Genomic DNA, 15,628 nt, shown 5'->3' on the forward strand with positions numbered 1-15,628 from the left:
CGCGGATGCCCACCGGTCCGAGGACCCGGATCGCCCAGCCCAGCGGGCGGCGCCAGCCCGGAGCCTCGACGCTCACGACGGCGCGCACGAGCGTGGGCCCGGCCGCATCGGCTCCGACGGGGGAGAACGTCATCCGCAGCCGCGCGACCAGGCCGTGCCACTCCCCCACCTCCGACCAGACCCGCCCGGGAACGTCCTCGGTGACCTCCATCAGCGGGCGCGCGCCGACGCTCGTCACGTCGTACCACCGCGCGCCGACACCCTGGGCCGGTCCGTCCAGCGGCTCCACCGCCCGCAGGCTCGACTGCCAGCGCGGGCGCAGCGCCGGGTCGGCGAAGTAGGCGTGGGCGCGCTCGGTCGAGGCCTGGGCGACCAGCTCGACGGTGAACTCCATCAGGGCGACCGGCGTCAGTACGTCGTGCCGGTGAGGCGCTCGTAGGCCTCGACGTACTTGGCCCGGGTCAGCTCGACCACGTGGTCGGGCAGCCGCGGCGGCGCCTCCCCCGACTCCCGGTCCCAGCCGGACTCCGCCGAGGTCAGCCAGTTGCGCACGATCTGCTTGTCGTACGACGGCTGGGTGCAGCCCGGCTGCCACTCGTCGGCCGGCCAGAACCGCGACGAGTCGGGGGTGAGCACCTCGTCGGCGAGCCAGATGCCGCTGGGACCCTCAGGACCGACGAAGCGGCCGAACTCGAGCTTGGTGTCGGCCAGCACGATCCCGCGGGAGCGGGCGATCTCCTCGGCGCGGGCGTAGACGGCCAGGGTCAGCTCGCGCAGTCGGGCGGCGTCGTCGGCGCCCACGGTCGCGACCACGGCGTCGTACGACACGTTCTCGTCGTGGTCGCCGAGCTCGGCCTTGGTGGCCGGCGTGAAGATCGGCTCCGGGAGCCGCGAGCCGTCCTCGAGGCCCGGCGGCAGCGCCACGCCGCAGACCTCGCCGGTCGCGCGGTAGTCGGCCAGGCCGGAGCCGGTGAGGTAGCCGCGGGCGACGCACTCGACGGGATACATGTGCAGGCTCTCGCAGATCACCGCTCGCCCGCGCACGGACTCGGGTACGTCGGTGGAGACCACGTGGTTGGGGACCAGGTCGGCGAGCTGGTCGAACCACCACAACGACATCCGGGTGAGGATCTCGCCCTTGCCGGGGATGGCCGGCTCGAGCACGAAGTCGTAGGCCGAGATCCGGTCGCTGGCCACCATCAGCAGCCGGCCGGCGTGCTCGCCGGCGTCGATGCGGTAGAGGTCGCGGACCTTCCCGGAGTGCAGGTGCGTCGCACCCTCGACGGCCGGTGCGGGCGGGATCTGGAGGCTCACGGTCGTCAGCCTAGGTCTCGACGTCGGTTGCAGAGCAACCTGCTCGACCAACGGGCGGCGTCCTCGCCGGTCGAGCAGGTTGCGCAGCAACCGACGTCGAGACCCCACCCCCTACGCTGACACCCATGGCAGTCGTCAAGATCAACGCGATCAGTGTCCCGCCCCAGGCCGGCCCCGAGCTCGAGCGTCGCTTCGGCGAGCGCGCGGGCACCATCGACGGGACCCCGGGCTTCCTGGGCTTCCAGCTGCTGCGCCCCACCGCGGGCGAGGAGCGCTACTTCGTGATCACCCAGTGGGAGGACGACGCGTCCTTCGAGGCGTGGCGCGACGGGGACGCCCGGGCGGCGCACGCCGGCCAGCACGGCAAGCCGGTCGCCTCGGGCGCCAACCTGCTGGAGTTCGAGGTCGTGCTCGACGTCCGGCCCTGATCAGTAGCGCACGCTGAAGCCCGCGGCCCCCTCGGCGCGGGCCTCGGTGACGCGTACGTCGTCCACGTCGGCGAAGCGGGGCCCCTCGCGGCACCAGGCGAGCATCGCCGCGACGGCGTGCGGCGAGCCCTCGAAGTGGGCGGCCACGGACCCGTCCGGCTCGTTGCGGACCCAGCCGCGCACGCCGTGGCGATGTGCCTCCTGCTCGGTCGCGGCGCGGTAGGACACACCCTGGACCCGCCCGGTCACGACCACGTCGACGGCTCGCTCACCCATGCCTCCCATCATGCCCGGACCGCGCGGGGGCCGATGCTTGTGCGGGGACCGACTCTTGCGCGGGGCTGGATGCTGGACCGGTGAGCGAGGAGACCGTCGAGGAGCGCGCCGGGCAAGCGCCGTACGAGCCTGATCCCCGGCGTTGGCGGATCCTCGGCGTGACGCTGGTGGTCGGCTTCATGTCGCTGCTGGACGTGACGATCGTGAACGTCGCGATCCCCTCGCTGCGCGCCGGGCTGGGCACGACCACCGCCAACATCCAGTGGGTCGTCTCGGGCTACGCCCTGGCGTTCGGCCTGACGCTGGTGGCCGGCGGACGGCTCGGGGACGCCTACGGGCGGCGGCGGATGATGGTGATCGGGCTGACCGGCTTCGTGCTGTCCAGCGCCGCCGTCGGCTTCGCTCCCGACACCGCCACGGTGATCGTGGCGCGGCTCGCCCAGGGCGCCTCGGCGGGCCTGCTCACCCCGCAGAACTCGGGGCTGATCCAGCAGCTGTTCCGTGGCGAGGAGCGCGGCCGCGCGTTCGGGATGTTCGGCTTCACCGTCGCCACGGCCTCGGCGATGGGACCGATCCTCGGCGGCGCCATCATCGCGCTGGCCGGCGCGGAGGACGGGTGGCGCTGGCTGTTCTGGGTCAACATCCCGATCGGGCTGGTGGCGCTGGTCGCGATCGTGCGGCTGGTCCCGGGGGCTCCCGGCCGCGACGGAGCCCGACCTTGGATCGACGTGCCCGGGGCGCTGCTGCTGGGCGGCGCCGTGCTCTGCGTGCTCTACCCCCTGGTCAGCGCCGAGGGTGGAGCCCGGCTGCCGCTGCTGCTGCTGATCGGGGCGCTCCCGCTGGCCTGGGCCTTCGTGCGCTGGGAGGACCGGCTGCGCCGCCTGGGCCGGCCGCCGCTGCTCGACGTCGCCCTGTTGCGTCGTACGCCGGGGTTCGCGGGCGGGCTCGCCGTCGGGACGCTCTACTTCACCGGATTCACCGGCATCTTCCTGGTGCTGTCGGTGCACCTGCAGGAGTCGCTGGGTCTCTCGCCGCTGGACGCGGGCCTGCTCACCACGCCGTTCGCGGTGGGCGCCGCGCTGACCTCGCCGGTGGCCGGCCGGCTGGTCTCGACCTGGGAGCGGCGGGTCACGCTGGTCGCGCTCGGCACGATGATGACGGGCGTGGTGCTGATCGCCGTGCTCGTGCCCGGGCTGGAGGGCAGCGCCCTGGTGTGGACGCTGGTGCCGTGCCTGCTGCTCGCGGGGCTCGGCGGCGGCGGCGTGATCTCCCCCAACTTCACCCTCACGCTCGCGCAGGTGCCCCCGGAGATGGGTGGGGCTGCGGGCGGGGCGCTGCAGACCGGGCAGCGGATCGGGTCGGCGCTCGGCGCGGCGCTGCTGATGACCGCCTACGGCCTGGCCCTGGACAGCTCGCCCGAGGCGGGGCTGCGGGCGGCGCTCGTCACGGCGCTGGTGCTGCTGAGCCTGGCGCTGGGCTTCGCGATCCTCAGCGCGCGGGCTCGGGTCGTCAGCCCCTCCTAGCCGTCGCCGGAGGAGCGGCCGAGGGCCTCCCGGAGGGCGTCGAGGGCGGAGACCTGCGGCGTCCATCCGAGCTCGTCGCGCGCCCGGCTCGTGTCCATGATGACCGGACGGCTCAGCGCCTCCACCCATTGCGCCGCCGACGGGAGCCCCGGGATCCGGGAGACGAGGCGGGCCAGGTCCTGGGCCGGCGCACCGGGCATCACCACCGGGGTGACCCCGAGCTCGCGGGCGATGTCGACGGTGCTGATCGTGTCGGCGGCGGCGATGTTGTAGGCACCGGCCGGACCGGCGCCGACGACGCACTGCAGCAGCGCGCGGCCGACGTCGCTCTCGTGGACGAGCTGCAGAGGCAGGTCCGGCACCGGCACCGGCACGGGTGGCAGCCGGTGGGCCAGCCCGCCCGCCAGGCCGCGGGAGATGACGGCGCCCACCTGCGTGGTGAGCGCCTCGGGCAGCAGGCCCGTGAGGGCGGCGGGCAGGTGCGCCTTGCCGCCGACGGTGTGCGGCCCCACGACGATCGGGGGCCGCAGGAGGTAGAGCTCGAGCTCGGGGTGCTCGGCCGCCTCCTCCTGGAGCATCTCCTCGACCTCCGCCTTCTCCTGGGCGTAGAACAGCCGGTCCGCGGGGCGGGTCGGCCAGTCCTCGTCCAGCTCGGCGGGGTTGTCGCGGTGGAAGCCGTACGCCGCCACCGACGAGGTGTAGACGAAGCGACGGGCCCCGGCCTCGGCGGCCGCCCGGAACGCGCTGCGGGTGCCCTCGACGTTGATCGCCCGGGTGACCTCGCGGGCCCCGCCGACGATCACGAAGGCGAGGTGCACGACGACGTCGGCCCCGGCGAACGCCTCGGTCAGCGAGTCGACGTCGCGCACGTCGCCGCGGCGGTAGGTCATCTTCGACCACCCGTGCTCCGCCGGGTCGAACGCGCGACGGGCGGTGCCGACCACACGGGCGATGCGGGGGTCGGCCTCGAGCAGCGGGATCAGGCCGTGCCCGAGGGTCCCGGTGGGTCCGGTGACGGCCACGGTCAGGTCGGTCGCGTCGTGCTTGTCAGGGGAGCTCACGGGTCCTTGGTACCCCACGGCGCGGCTGCGCACGTCGTACTGGCCACACGAAACGGTCACTTCCCACGTGAACCTTCGCGTGGGAAGTGCGCGTTTCACGAGTTAACTCGTGAAACGGAACCGGCTCAGAGGATGTCCCCCGGCGCGTACCCCGCGGCGCCGGGATACCGGGCAGCGAGCGCGTCCACGCGGCGTACGACCTCCTGGACCTGGGCGACAGCGGCGCCGGTGAACTCGATCGGCTCGGCGACGAGCGCGGTGATCTGGTCGCGCGACAGGCCCAGCCGCGAGTCGGCGGCGAGCCGGTCGAAGAGGTCGTTGACCGCCAGCCCCTGGCGCATCTCCAGCGCGACGCCGACGGCGTGCTCCTTGATCGCCTCGTGGGCGACCTCGCGGCCCACGCCGTTGCGCACCGCCGACATCAGCACCTTGGTGGTGGTGAGGAAGGGCAGGTAGCGGTCGAGCTCGCGCTGGATCACCGCCGGGAAGGCGCCGAACTCGTCGAGCACGGTGAGGAAGGTCTGGAAGAGCCCGTCGGAGGCGAAGAACGCGTCGGGCAGCGCCACGCGTCGTACGACGGAGCAGGAGACGTCGCCCTCGTTCCACTGGTCGCCGGCCAGCTCGCCGACCATCGACAGGTGGCCGCGCAGGATCACCGCGAGGCCGTTGACGCGCTCGCAGGAGCGGGTGTTCATCTTGTGCGGCATCGCCGAGGAGCCGACCTGACCCTCCTTGAACCCCTCGGTGACCAGCTCGATGCCGGCCATCAGCCGGATCGTGGTGGCGAGGTTGGAGGGGCCGGCGGCCAGCTGCACCAGCGCGGAGACGACCTCGAAGTCGAGCGAGCGCGGGTAGACCTGGCCGACCGAGGTGAGCACCTGCTCGAAGCCGAGGTGGGCGGCGACCCGGGTCTCCAGCTCGGCCAGCTTCGCCGCGTCGCCGTCCAGCAGGTCGAGCATGTCCTGGGCGGTGCCGACCGGGCCCTTGATGCCGCGCAGGGGGTAGCGCGCGAGCAGCTCCTCGATCCGCGCGATCGCGACCAGCATCTCGTCGGCGATGCTCGCGAAGCGCTTGCCCAGCGTGGTCGCCTGGGCGGCGACGTTGTGCGAGCGGCCGGCCATCACGGTGGTCTCGTGCTCCGTGGCGAGCCGCCCGAGGCGTACGACGGCCGCGACGCCGCGGTCGCGCAGGGTCTCCAGGGACTGGCGGACCTGGAGCTGCTCGACGTTCTCGGTCAGGTCACGCGAGGTCATCCCCTTGTGGATGTGCTCATGGCCGGCCAGCGCGCAGAACTCCTCGATGCGCGCCTTCACGTCGTGACGGGTGACCCGCTCGCGCGCGGCGATCGAGGCCAGGTCGACCTGGTCGACGACCGCCTCGTAGGCCTCCACGACGCCGTCCGGCACGTCGATGCCGAGGTCGCGCTGCGCCTTGAGGACCGCGATCCACAGCTGCCGCTCGAGCACGATCTTGTGCTCCGGCGACCAGATCGCGGCGAGGTCGGCGCCGGCGTACCGGGTGGCGAGGACGTTGGGGAACTCGGGCACGGGGGTCACTCTCCGTCGGTGGGTGCGGTGGGGACGCTGGCCGGCTGGGCGCTGGCCTTGGCCGCGATGTCGTAGCGGTGCTGGGCGCCGGGGAAGGCGATCCGCTCGACCCCGGCATAGGCGCGGGCCCGGGCGTCGGCGAGGTCTCTCCCGACCGCGGTGACGGCCAGCACCCGCCCGCCGGCGGTGACGACCGCGTCGCGGTCGAGCGCGGTGCCGGCGTGGATGACGTGGACGCCCTCGAGCGCCTCGGCGTCCTCGAGGCCGGTGATCAGGTCGCCCTTGGACGACGACTCCGGATAGCCGCGCGAGGCCATCACCACGGCCACGGCGGCGCCGGGCCTCCAAGCAGGGGCGGGTACGGCGTCGAGCCGGCCGGTCGCCGCCGCGTGCAGCAGCTCGGCGAGCGGGGAGTCGAGCAGCGCCATCAGCGCCTGGGTCTCGGGGTCGCCGAAGCGGGCGTTGAACTCGATGACGCGGGTGCCGCGCGAGGTCAGCGCCAGCCCGGCGTAGAGCAGCCCGCGGAACGGCGTGCCTCGACGGGCCATCTCGTCGACCGTCGGCTGCAGCACGTCGCGCAGCACCTCGTCGACCAGGCCCTCGGGCGCCCAGGGCAGCGGCGTGTAGGCGCCCATCCCTCCGGTGTTGGGCCCGGAGTCGCCGTCGAAGATCCGCTTGAAGTCCTGGGCCGGCTGCAGCGGGCGCACCGTGACGCCGTCGGTGATCGCGAAGAGCGAGACCTCCGGTCCGTCGAGGTACTCCTCGATGACCACGCGCCCACAGGCGGCGGCGTGCTCGATCGCCTGGCGATGGTCGGTGGTGACGACGACGCCCTTGCCGGCGGCCAGGCCGTCGTCCTTCACGACGTACGGCGGGCCGAACTCGTCGAGGGCAGCGGTCACCTGCTCGGGCGTCGTGCAGACCCGGGCGGCGGCGGTGGGCACGCCGGCGGCGGCCATCACCTCCTTGGCGAAGGCCTTGGAGCCCTCGAGCTGTGCGGCCTCCTGCGACGGACCGAAGCAGGCGATGCCGCGGGCGGTGACGGCGTCGGCGACCCCGGCGACCAACGGCGCCTCCGGGCCGACGACGACCAGGTCGGCGCCGAGTCGCTCAGCGAGGTCCGCGACCGCCGCGCCGTCCATCGGGTCGACGTCGTGCAGGGTCGCGACCGCGGCGATGCCCGGGTTGCCCGGGGCCGCGTGGACCTCGGTGACCCCCGGGTCGAGTGAGAGTGCGCGGGCGAGGGCGTGCTCGCGGCCGCCGGTTCCGATCACGAGGGTCTTCACGGACGTCCATCCTAGGTGCGGCCCCCGAGCCCGCCGCGACTGCGCCGGAGCGCGGACGCCGCCGCGCGCCGTACCCCCGCCCGGGCCGACCCGTCACTCGCTCCGCGACACGCCGCGGAAATGGTCGAGGGAGTGACGGGTCGGCGGGATGGGGGGGTGAGCTGGGGGTGGGTCAGTCGTCGTGGACGACGATGGTCTGCTCGCGGCCGGGACCGACGCCGACGGCCCAGAAGCGGGTGCCGGAGAGCTGCTCGAGGGCCTGGACGTAGGTCTGCGCGTTCTTGGGCAGGTCCTCGAAGCGGCGGCAGCCGGAGATGTCGGTCTGCCAGCCCTCGAAGTACTCGTAGATCGGCTTCGCGTGGTGGAACTCGGTCTGCGTCATCGGCATCTCGTCGTGGCGCACGCCGTCGATCTCGTAGGCCACGCAGACCGGGATCCGCTCCCAGGTGTCGAGCACGTCGAGCTTGGTGAGGAACAGGTCGGTGAGGCCGTTGACGCGGGTGGCGTAGCGGGCGATCACCGAGTCGTACCAGCCGCAGCGACGGGTGCGACCGGTGGAGACGCCGATCTCTCCGCCGATGCGCTGCAGCGCCTCACCGTCCTCGTCGAAGAGCTCGGTCGGGAAGGGGCCCGAGCCGACGCGGGTGGTGTAGGCCTTGATCACGCCGATCACCCGGTCGATGCGGGTCGGGCCGACGCCGGCGCCCACGCACACCCCGCCGGCGACCGGGTTGCTGCTGGTCACGAACGGGTAGGTGCCGTGGTCGACGTCGAGCATCGTCGCCTGCGCGCCCTCGAAGAGGACCGTCTCGCCGCGATCGAGCGCCTGGTTGAGCAGCAGCGACGTGTCGGCCACCATCGGCCGCAGCCGGTCGACGTACGACAGCAGCTCCTCGACGACCGCGTCGGTCTCGACCGCACGGCGGTTGTAGACCTTCGTGAAGAGGTGGTTGCGCTGCTCGAGAGCGGCCTCGACCTTGGCGCGCAGGATCTTCTCGTCGAAGAGGTCCGCGATCCGGATGCCGAGCCGGTTGATCTTGTCGGCGTAGGCCGGGCCGATCCCGCGTCCGGTCGTGCCGATCCGGTTCTTGCCGAGGAAGCGCTCGGTGACCTTGTCGGTCGTCGAGTGGTACGACGCGATGACGTGCGCGTTGGCGCTGACGACCAGGTCGGCCACCTCCACCCCACGCTCGATCAGCGAGTCGAGCTCGCGGAAGAGCGCCTCGGGCGACACCACGACGCCGTTGGCGATCACCGAGGTCGCCCCCGGGGTCAGGATCCCGCTGGGCAGCAGGTGGGTCGCGAACTTCTCGCCGTTGACCACGATCGTGTGGCCCGCGTTGTGTCCGCCACTGGTGCGCACGACGTAGTCGATCGTGGCGCTGGTGGCGAGCTGGTCGGTCGCCTTGCCCTTGCCCTCGTCGCCCCACTGGGCGCCGAGGATGACGATGGCCGGCATCGAGTCACCTCTGTCTTCGACAATGCACTGTCTGGAAGGGAACAGCTGGAAATGGAAACAGCCCCTGCAACAGCGCTGTGCTGACCGAGGACCGGTCGGGCTGGTGGGGGCTCTTGCGACGCCACGCTACCAAAGCCCGGGCTCGGGGCGGCAGAAGGAACGCAATGGCGGACCGGCTGGGTAGGGTCCGCACGTGGACCCACTCCTCGTCATCACCAACAGCGACGCCGGCACCTCCGACGAGGAGACCCTGCAGGGCGCCCTCGACGTGCTGCGGCGCGAGGCCTCCGTGGAGGTCGCGGCTACGTCCAACCCCGGCGAGCTCGACGGTGTGCTGCACCGGGCCGCCTCGCGGCGGATCGTGGTGGCGGGCGGCGACGGCAGCCTGCACGCGGTCGTCGCCGCCCTGCACCGGCGCAACCAGCTCAAGGAGTCCGTGCTGGGGCTGATCCCGCTGGGCACCGGCAACGACTTCGCGCGCGGCACCGGCATCCCCCTGGACGTCAAGGAGGCCGCCGAGCTGGTCCTGCACGGGAAGGTCACCCCACTCGACCTGATCGTCGACGAGCTCGGCGACATCGTCGTCAACAACGTGCACGCGGGGGCGGGCGCCCAGGCCAGTCGTCGGGGCCACCGGTGGAAGAAGCGTCTCGGCGAGGTCGGCGTCGGCAAGGTCAACCTCGGCCGGCTCGGCTACCCGATCGGCGCCGTGCTGGCGGCGTTCCAGCCCCCGCACATCAGGCTGCGGGTGGAGGTCGACGGCGTGCTCGTCAACGACTTCGACGAGCCGCTGCTGATGGTCGCGGTCGGCAACAGCTCCCACGTCGGCGGCGGCACCGAGCTCACCCCCGACGCCGACCCCGAGGACGGCAAGGTCGACGTGATGATCTCGCGCTCGACCGGCCTGTGGGCCCGGTTCGCGTACGTCGGGCACCTGCGACGCGGTGAGCACATCGAGCGTGACGACGTGCTCTACCTGCGCGGGTCCGAGGTGTCGATCTCCGGGGAGGACTTCTGGTGCAGCGCGGACGGGGAGCTCTACGGGCCCGAGCGGCAGCGGACCTGGCATGTCGAGAGGGCCGCCTTCTCGATGACCCTCCCGTGAGACCGGGTCGTCTCACCGCGAGTCTGCGAGACTTCACCCCGTGGGGAACACGACAGCGCTCGGAAGCAGTCGCGGGAAGCGGCGCCTCGGCGCCCTGACGAGCTTCGGTGTCGCCGGCGCGCTGGTGGTGACAGGCACGCTTGGGACCGCCTCGGCAGGAGTGCGAGGCGCCGACGAGCCCGTCGGAGCCGGCGCCGGGAGCATCGCCGGACTGGCCGCCTCCCTCAGCGCACCCGACGCGGGCCCCGCGGACGGCGAGCCCGCTGCGGAGCCGCCTGCCGACTACACGTTCGTCTCGATGCCGGACTTCCTCAACCAGGACGTCGGTGACGTCTCCGGTCTTCCCGGCTATCGACCCGCGCTCGGCAACAGCATCAGCGAGTCCTACCGCGAGGGCCTCGACATCGTCCTGGACGACGTCGCCTCCCACGCGCCCGCCGACGTGCTCGTGGCCGGTGACCTGGTCCAGGGACACTGGGGTCGCGACCCCACGGGCTCCGGAGTGTTCGGCCCGACCCGCACCCCTGCCCAGCGGCTGCGGGCGCTGCGCACGGCCGGCAACCTCTACTACCGCCAGTGGACCCAGCGCTTCGCCTCCCACGGGCTCCGGGTGCACGCGGCCCTCGGCGACCACGACGTCGGGGACAACCCGTGGTCGGGCAACAGCGCCCGGATCCGCTCCAAGCGCGCCTTGGTCCCGGCGCACAAGGCCGTGTGGGCCCGCCACTTCACCCGCGGTGCCACGGGCGGACACCGCTATCGGATGCGCCCGCCCGGCCCTGCCCGCGACACGGCGTACGCCCAGCGGCTCGCCCCCGAGGTCCTGCTCGTCACCGTCGACAACTTCCAGCAGACGCGCCGCGGCATGCGGATGGGCCTCGACCGCCAGCAGCTCACCTGGCTGGACCGGGTGCTCGCGCGGGGTCGGCGCGCCGGCATCGACTGGATCATCGTGCAGGGGCACGTGCCCGTGCTGACGCCGGTCCGGATCCAGTCGTCCTCCGGCCTCACCATGGCGCAGGGGGCTCGCTCGCCGTTCTGGAGGACGCTGCGCCGCCACCGCGTCGACCTCTACCTCAACGGCGAGGTGCACGCGACGACCGCACGCACCCGGGACAGGGTCACCCAGATCGCGCACGGCGGGCTGTTCTATGCCGGGGACGCCTCCTACCTGGTCGGTCAGGTGCGCGGCGACCAGCTCGAGCTCGAGATCCGCGAGTTCGACGCGACCAAGTCGCGGGCCAACGGCGAGCTGTGGAGCATCAGCAAGGTGCGCAAGGCCGCGGACGTCGACTACACCCCCGGCTCCTTCGTGGTCGGCACGATGACGCTGCGCAAGGACAACACGATCCTCGAGCGCAGCGGACTGCTCGCGCCCTACCTGCCGTAGGCCACCCACCCACGAGGCTGCGCGAGCAGGTCGCCTCGCCCGGTGGCGTCGCGCCGTACCCCCATATGTAACGCGGGGTTATCGGTACTACCGCAGCGAAATGGCGCTTGGGTAGTTCGGATAACCCCGCGTTACATGCGGGCGGGCTGTACGGCGCGCGGGCGCGTCCCCGCTCACCGACTGCCAGCTCACAGCCAGCCGCGACGTACCGCCTCGACCCCGGCCTGGAAGCGCGAGTCGACCCCCAGGTCGCTGAGGATCGCGGCGATCCGTCGGCGCACGGTGCGCAGGCTGAGCCCGAGCGTCCGGGCGATCTGCTCGTCCTTGGCACCCTCCGCGAGCAGCTGCAGCAGCAGCCGGCGCAGGTCCGGGCGGGCCTCGCCGTGCTCCAGGCCGGGCACCGTCGCCGCCCGGTCCCACAGCAGCTCGAAGAGTCCCGCGAGCCCCCGCACCAGTCCGCCCTGCCGGATCAGCAGGCGCCGCTCGGAGACGATCCCGAGTGTCTCGGGCACCAGTGCATAGCTCGCACCGAGCACCACCAGTCGGGTCGGCACCTCGGCCGCGACCCGGATCTCCTCCCCCATCCGCGACCGTGACACCAGCACCCGCGGCGCGTCCTGGAGGATCCGCGCCGGATAGATCGCCCGGGACCGGCGACCGGCCTCGATCTCCTCCGCGACGCAGGCGGCGAACGCGGACTCGTGCGGCATCCGCCACTGGTCGGGTCGCAGCCAGAGCAGCTCCCCCTGGGTCTGGCGCATCAACGACACGACGAGGCTGGGCATGTCACCCCCCTGCAGCACCTCGCCGGCGATCGGCTCGGACTGTCCGTCGCCGATCCGCGGTGCGCCTGCGGTGCCCGGACTCGTACCCGCGGGGGAGCTGTCCAGCAGCGGGATCGCCCGGGCCAGCCGAGTGAGCTGCTCGCTGACCCGGGCCGTCGCCACCGCCTGCGCCTCCACGAGAGTGGCGAACGCGTCGGCCGGGGAGAGCAGCCGGATGCTGTCCCCCTCGCGTCGGGCGATTCCGAGGTCGATCAGCGGCTCCAGGTCCGCCAGCAGCTGCTCCCGGGTGCGCAGGACCGAGGCCGCGGTGTCGTCCAGGTCGGCGCCCGTGTCCCCCCGCGGTGCGCCCAGCAGCTGCCAGTAGAGGTGCTCCGGGCCGGGGCCGATGCCCAGCGCGGAGAAGGCGGTCGAGACCGAACGGCGCAGCACCGTTGGCATGTTAGTGCCATTGGCAGCGACTAGCCATCGACTCGGAGTAAAGGGATGACATCCTGTCTGGGCGTCAGTCGGTCGCCCACCGCGGGGGATGAGGCACCGACAGGTCGGACGGTCCGCATCGGGGGATGAGGCCGCGAGGCCGACGCAAACGAAAAGGGCGCCGGAGTCGCCGCAGGGGACGTCTCCGGCGCCCTTTCCCATGCCCGCCCTTTCCCGCGTCGGTCCGGCGGCCCGCTAGCGTTGGTGCCGTGAACAGCTCCGCCGACGCGCCGACCACCGAGCCAGAGACCCCCGAGCAGGACCTGCCTGCCCAGATGCAAGTACGTCGGGAGAAGCGCGAGCGCCTGCTCCAGCAGGGCACGCCGGCCTACCCGGTCGCCGTACCCCGCACCCACACGCTCGCCGAGGTGCGCGAGCAGTGGGGCCACCTCGAGAGCGGCGAGGAGACCCAGGACGAGGTCGGCGTCGCCGGCCGGGTCATCTTCGTGCGCAACACCGGCAAGCTGGCCTTCGCCACCCTCCAGGAGGGCATCGGCACCCGCCTCCAGGTGATGCTGAGCCTCGCCGAGGTCGGCGAGGAGGCTCTGGCCGCCTGGAAGAGCGACGTCGACCTGGGCGACCACGTGTTCGTGCGCGGGCGCGTCATCTCCAGTCGCCGCGGCGAGCTCTCGGTGATGGCCGCCGAGTGGCGGATGGCGTCCAAGGCGCTGCGTCCGATGCCGGTCATGCACAAGGACCTCACCCCCGAGACGCGCGTCCGCCAGCGCTACGCCGACCTGATCGTGCGCCAGGAGGCGCGCGACATGGTCCGCACAAAGGCCAACATCCTCAGCGGGATCCGGCACTGCCTGGAGGACCAGGGCTACCTCGAGGTCGAGACGCCGATCCTGCAGCTCATCCACGGTGGTGCCGCGGCGCGCCCCTTCCACACCCACCTCAACGCTTTCAACCAGCGGATGTCGCTGCGCATCGCGCTGGAGCTCAACCTCAAGAAGGCCGTCGTGGGCGGCGTCGACCGGGTCTACGAGATGGGTCGGATCTTCCGCAACGAGGGCGTGGACTCCACGCACTCCCCCGAATTCACGATGCTCGAGGCCTACCAGGCGTACGGCGACCAGACCTCGATCGCCCGCCTCCTGCAGGACATCTTCCTCGCCGCCGCCGACGCGGTGGGCAGCCGCCAGGTCGAGACCCCCGCCGGCCTCGTCGACCTCGACGGCGAGTGGCGCTGGCTCCCGGTCTACGACGCCATCTCCGAGGCCGTCGGCCAGGAGGTCACCGTCGACACCCCGGTCGAGACGCTGCGCGAGATCGCCGAGCGCCACGACGTGTCGATCGACCCGGCGTGGGACGGCGAGAAGGTCGCCCTCGAGCTCCTCGGCGAGATCGTGGAGCCGCAGCTGCTGCAGCCGACGTTCCTGTGCGACTACCCCGCCAGCGCCCAGCCGCTCGCCCGCCCGCACCGCGACAAGCCCGGCCTGATCGAGGCCTGGGACCTGATCATCGCCGGCGTGGAGCGCGGCACCGGCTTCTCCGAGCTGATCGACCCGGTCATCCAGCGCGAGGTCCTGGTCAAGCAGTCGCTGCGCGCCGCCGGCGGCGACGCCGAGGCGATGCAGCTCGACGAGGACTTCCTGCGCGCCCTGGAGTACGGCGCGCCCCCGATGGGCGGCATGGGCGTCGGCATCGATCGGCTGGTGATGCTCTTCACCGGCGCCAACATCCGCGAGACCATCCTGTTCCCCCACCTCAAGCCCGAGGCCTGAGCCCCCACCCCCAGCCCAGTCGGCGCAATTTCACAGCCCAGTCGGCGCATCTTCACGGCGCCTGCCGGGGAGGGCGGTGAAGAAGCGCCGACTCGGCGGTGGGGCGGGGTCGTCAGCCCTGGCCGGCGACGTACGCCGCGGGGAGGGCGAGCAGGAGCACCAGGACGGTGGCGCCCGCCGCCAGCAGCAGCTCGGACCGCCCGACGCGGCGCAGCACCCGGGCGTCCACCGAGCAGCCCACCGCGAACATCGCGGCCACCAGCGCGCCTGTCTGGACGGTGGCGGCTGCGTCGAGCAGGGCGGCCGGCAACGGGGTGAGGGTCCGCAGCACGACGCAGCCCAGGAACGCCGCCACGAAGAGCGGCACCAGCGGAGGGCGCGCACCGGGCAGCGTCGTACGACGCTCGCGCCAGGACAGCACGCCCAGCACCGGGGCGAGCAGGAGCACCCGTCCCAGCTTGACCGTCACCGCCGCCTGGAGCCCCGCGCCACCGGCGACCAGCCCGCCCGCGACGACCACCTGGCCGACCTCGTGCACCGCGGCGCCCGACCAGGCACCCGTGGCCGCCGGGGCCAGCTCCAGGAGCACGCCCAGCACCGGCACGAGGAGCATCGCGGCACTCCCGGAGGCCACGGCCAGCGCGATCACCGAGGCCACGTCTGCGTCGCGGTCGCCCCCGTCCTGGGCCTCCGGGCCGGCGGGTCGGGCCCGGACGCCGTCCACGGCAGCGATGGCCGCCGCCCCACAGATCGAGAAGCCGCACGCGATGAGCAGCCGACGTCCCGGCGCGACGCCGAGGGCCCGGCCGAGGGCGAGCGTGCCGGCGATCCCACCGCCCACGACCAGCCCGATCACCACCAGCATCGGCCAGCCCAGCGCGACGACGTCGGCGAGCACCAGCTGCAGCCCGAGCAGCGCGACGCCCACCCGCAGCACACGCCGCGCGACCACTCCCAGCCCTGGCCGTACGGCGTGCGGGAGCCCGGCCGCATTCGCCACCAGTGCCCCCAGCACGATCGCGACGAGGACGGGGCTCAGGGCGGGGACGAGCCGGTGAGCGGCCAGCGACACAGCCGCACCGGCCGCCGCCAGGACCAGGCCGGGGATCAGGGAGGGCCCCGCAACGCGCGCCGACAGGTCAGCGGGGACGCGGTTGAGCTGTTCGGTGGGCACCGCACAAGCGTGACGGCCGGCGAAGCCGTCCGGTAGACGCCGATCGAGCACCAGCCCATGCCCGATTGATATGGGT

General features: G+C 72.8%; 14 protein-coding genes. 5 read left to right on the forward strand and 9 right to left on the reverse strand.

Features of this window, described 5'->3' with window-relative positions; translation table 11 throughout:
• A partial coding sequence (locus ACYU7L_RS02905; protein WP_460793697.1) for an SRPBCC family protein occupies positions 1–394 on the reverse strand: 394 nt, incomplete at its 3' end.
• Between the two features lie 14 nt (positions 395–408).
• Entirely contained in the window at positions 409–1,314 is a 906-nt protein-coding gene (locus tag ACYU7L_RS02910; RefSeq protein WP_460793698.1) for a phosphoribosylaminoimidazolesuccinocarboxamide synthase, read from the reverse strand.
• Positions 1,315–1,439: 125 nt separating this feature from the next.
• Between ACYU7L_RS02910 and ACYU7L_RS02915 the strand changes: the two genes are divergently transcribed.
• On the forward strand, positions 1,440–1,742 hold the full coding sequence (locus tag ACYU7L_RS02915; protein ID WP_460793699.1) for an antibiotic biosynthesis monooxygenase family protein: 303 nt from the start codon (positions 1,440–1,442) through the stop codon (positions 1,740–1,742).
• Here the strand turns inward: ACYU7L_RS02915 and ACYU7L_RS02920 are convergent, their stop codons facing one another.
• Positions 1,743–2,018, reverse strand: a complete 276-nt coding sequence (locus ACYU7L_RS02920; protein ID WP_460793700.1) for an acylphosphatase — start codon at positions 2,016–2,018, stop codon at positions 1,743–1,745.
• An 80-nt stretch (positions 2,019–2,098) separates the two neighbouring features.
• Here ACYU7L_RS02920 and ACYU7L_RS02925 point away from each other — a divergent pair, with 80 nt between their 5' ends.
• The gene (locus ACYU7L_RS02925) at positions 2,099–3,541 is read left to right on the forward strand and encodes an MFS transporter (protein WP_460793701.1); all 1,443 of its coding nucleotides are present in this window, start codon (positions 2,099–2,101) and stop codon (positions 3,539–3,541) included.
• Here ACYU7L_RS02925 and ACYU7L_RS02930 read toward each other — a convergent pair.
• The 4 genes from ACYU7L_RS02930 to ACYU7L_RS02945 all read right to left on the reverse strand — a co-directional run bounded on the left by ACYU7L_RS02930 (position 3,538) and on the right by ACYU7L_RS02945 (position 8,894).
• A complete protein-coding gene (locus ACYU7L_RS02930) occupies positions 3,538–4,602 on the reverse strand; it encodes an NAD-dependent epimerase/dehydratase family protein (RefSeq protein ID WP_460793702.1) in 1,065 nt (354 codons plus the stop codon). The genes ACYU7L_RS02925 and ACYU7L_RS02930 overlap by 4 nt on opposite strands.
• Positions 4,603–4,727: 125 nt before the next feature.
• A complete protein-coding gene (purB, locus tag ACYU7L_RS02935; RefSeq protein WP_460793703.1) occupies positions 4,728–6,149 on the reverse strand; it encodes an adenylosuccinate lyase in 1,422 nt (473 codons plus the stop codon).
• 5 nt (positions 6,150–6,154) lie between these two features.
• A complete protein-coding gene (gene purD / locus ACYU7L_RS02940; protein WP_460793705.1) occupies positions 6,155–7,435 on the reverse strand; it encodes a phosphoribosylamine--glycine ligase in 1,281 nt (426 codons plus the stop codon).
• Between the two features lie 172 nt (positions 7,436–7,607).
• The gene (locus ACYU7L_RS02945) at positions 7,608–8,894 is read right to left on the reverse strand and encodes an adenylosuccinate synthase (protein ID WP_460793706.1); all 1,287 of its coding nucleotides are present in this window, start codon (positions 8,892–8,894) and stop codon (positions 7,608–7,610) included.
• A gap of 193 nt (positions 8,895–9,087) precedes the next feature.
• On the opposite strand from ACYU7L_RS02945, the gene ACYU7L_RS02950 reads away from it, so the two are divergent.
• Together ACYU7L_RS02950 and ACYU7L_RS02955 are read left to right on the forward strand one after the other, a co-directional pair.
• Positions 9,088–9,999 carry a diacylglycerol/lipid kinase family protein gene (locus ACYU7L_RS02950; protein ID WP_460793707.1) on the forward strand — a complete coding sequence of 304 codons (912 nt, stop codon included), beginning with the start codon at positions 9,088–9,090 and terminating at the stop codon, positions 9,997–9,999.
• 40 nt (positions 10,000–10,039) lie between these two features.
• Entirely contained in the window at positions 10,040–11,389 is a 1,350-nt protein-coding gene (locus ACYU7L_RS02955; RefSeq protein WP_460793708.1) for a metallophosphoesterase family protein, read from the forward strand.
• Positions 11,390–11,577: 188 nt separating this feature from the next.
• On the opposite strand, the gene ACYU7L_RS02960 is transcribed toward ACYU7L_RS02955, so the two are convergent.
• On the reverse strand, positions 11,578–12,603 hold the full coding sequence (locus tag ACYU7L_RS02960; RefSeq protein ID WP_460793709.1) for a helix-turn-helix domain-containing protein: 1,026 nt from the start codon (positions 12,601–12,603) through the stop codon (positions 11,578–11,580).
• Positions 12,604–12,926: 323 nt separating this feature from the next.
• On the opposite strand from ACYU7L_RS02960, the gene lysS reads away from it, so the two are divergent.
• Positions 12,927–14,378, forward strand: coding sequence for a lysine--tRNA ligase (gene lysS / locus ACYU7L_RS02965; RefSeq protein WP_460796554.1), 1,452 nt, complete (start codon positions 12,927–12,929; stop codon positions 14,376–14,378).
• Between the two features lie 112 nt (positions 14,379–14,490).
• Here the strand turns inward: lysS and ACYU7L_RS02970 are convergent, their stop codons facing one another.
• Positions 14,491–15,552 (reverse strand): YeiH family protein, encoded by a 1,062-nt coding sequence (locus tag ACYU7L_RS02970; protein WP_460793710.1) that lies wholly within the window; start codon positions 15,550–15,552, stop codon positions 14,491–14,493.
• Between the last annotated feature and the right edge of the window lie 76 nt (positions 15,553–15,628).

It is taken from the genome of Nocardioides pacificus (assembly GCF_054775955.1).